General features: G+C 61.2%; 2 protein-coding genes. Both read left to right on the forward strand.

What is annotated here, in order from left to right:
* The first annotated feature begins 209 nt into the window (after positions 1-209).
* On the forward strand, positions 210-1,412 hold the full coding sequence (locus AC1DT3_RS19750; protein ID WP_477466915.1) for an ABC transporter substrate-binding protein: 1,203 nt from the start codon (positions 210-212) through the stop codon (positions 1,410-1,412).
* A 52-nt stretch (positions 1,413-1,464) separates the two neighbouring features.
* Positions 1,465-1,847 (forward strand): ABC transporter permease subunit (locus AC1DT3_RS19755; RefSeq protein WP_477466916.1); only part of this gene is annotated, 383 nt, incomplete at its 3' end.

A 1,847-nucleotide genomic window follows, 5' to 3' on the forward strand; every position in this document is an offset into this window, starting at 1 on the left:
CGGCTGGGCTACTCATCGTGGCTCCCTATCTTCATCTGAGAACACCGCAGGACCAGCCTCTAAGTTGGGCGAGGCACGCGGGATTCAACAACGGCGTCGAGGATACCTGTAAAGCAGGGCAGGAATTCGTTCCATGCTCAGCTTTAGGGCTTTCTTATGCGGCGGAATGGCCGTACACCCTCTCGCCATTGCCTGGGTTAAGGAAACGCATGATGGCTTCACTGTTCCGTTGGCTTCCCCTTGGATTGGCTTTGGCGCTCGCTGCGCCCGCCGCTCATGCGCAGCAGCCTCCGATCAAGATCGGAGAGCTCAACTCCTATAGCAAATGGGCCGCCTTCACCGTTCCTTACCGCAGCGGCTGGCAGCTGGCCGTGGAAGAGATCAACGCGAAGGGCGGCGTTCTGGGCCGCAAGATCGAGATCATTTCCCGTGAGGACGGCTCGACCACGGGCGATGCGACACGCGTCGCCGAGGAACTGGTGACCCGGGAAGGCGTCTCGTTCCTGTTCGGCTCGTTCCTCTCCAATGTCGGCGTCGCCATGGCGGATTACGCCAACCAGAAGAAAGTCGTCTACATCGCCGCCGAGCCGCTGACCGATGCCATCACCATGGCCCAGGGCAACAAGTACACGTTCCGCATTCGGCCCAACAACTACATGCAGGTCGGCATGCTGGTCGATCAGGCCAAGGCCTCCGGCGCCAAGCGCTGGGCCATCGTCGCGCCGAACTACGAATACGGCCAATCGGCCGCGGAAGTGTTCAAGCGCCTGATCAAGGAGCGGGTGCCCGGTGCGGAAATCGTGGCGGAGCAATATCCCGCGCTCGGCAAGATCGAAGCCGGCCCGACCGTGTCCGCCATCGAACAGGCCAAGCCCGACGGCATCTTCAATGTCCTGTTCGGCCCCGACCTCACGCAGTTCGTGCGCGAAGGCAACACGCGCGGCCTGTTCGAGAAGAAGAACGTCCTGTCGCTGCTCACGGGTGAGCCGGAATGGCTCTTGCCGCTGAAGGATGAAGTGCCGCAAGGCTGGACCGTCACCGGTTATCCATGGGACGAGATCACCGACCCCAAGCACAAGGCATTCATCGCCGCCTATCGCGCCAAGTTCAACGACACGCCGCGCCTCGGCTCGTTGCTCGGCTACATGGTCGTCTACATGATCCGCGACACCATCGAGAAGGCCGGATCGGTGGACACCGATGCGCTGATCAAGGCGTTGGAGAACGCCAAGTTCGACACGGTCGTCGGACCCGTCACCATGCGTGGCATCGATCACCAGGCCTCCATGGGCGCTTGGGTCGGCAAGCTCGTGCTCAAGGGCGCGAACGGCGGCATGACCGATTGGAAGTATAACGACGGGACCGCCTTCATGCCCTCCGAGGCCGAGGTGAAAGCCGTCCGCAAGGAGTAACGGATTGCGAAAGGCGCGCGAACTCACCCTTTCTTCCAAGGAAGGGTGAGTCATGGACCTCTCCTTCCTCTTCGTTCAGGCTCTCAACGGCCTCGCCAGCGCCTCATCGCTTTTCATCACAGCCTGCGGATTGACTCTCGTCTTCGGCGTGACGCGGATCGTGAATTTCGCGCACGGTTCGCTCTACATGATCGGCGCCTATACAGGCGCGACGCTCGTTCCCCGCCTGCTCGAATATTCCTACGGACCGGTTCCCTTCTGGATCGGCATCCTCGTCTCCGCGCTGATCGTCGGCATCATCGGCGTTTTGATGGAGGTGCTGCTCCTGCGCCGAATTTATGGCGCGCCGGAATTGTTTCAGCTTCTCGCCACATTCGGCGTCGTGCTGGTGCTGCAGGACGTGGTCGTATGGGTGTTCGGCCCACAGGATATCCT

This window comes from Microvirga sp. P4_G7 (assembly GCF_056401005.1).

Bases quoted from the DNA above. Each gene is read 5' to 3' on its own strand.
- AC1DT3_RS19750 (WP_477466915.1), top strand. From the start codon at position 210: ATGATGGCTTCACTGTTCCGTTGGCTTCCCCTTGGATTGGCTTTGGCG.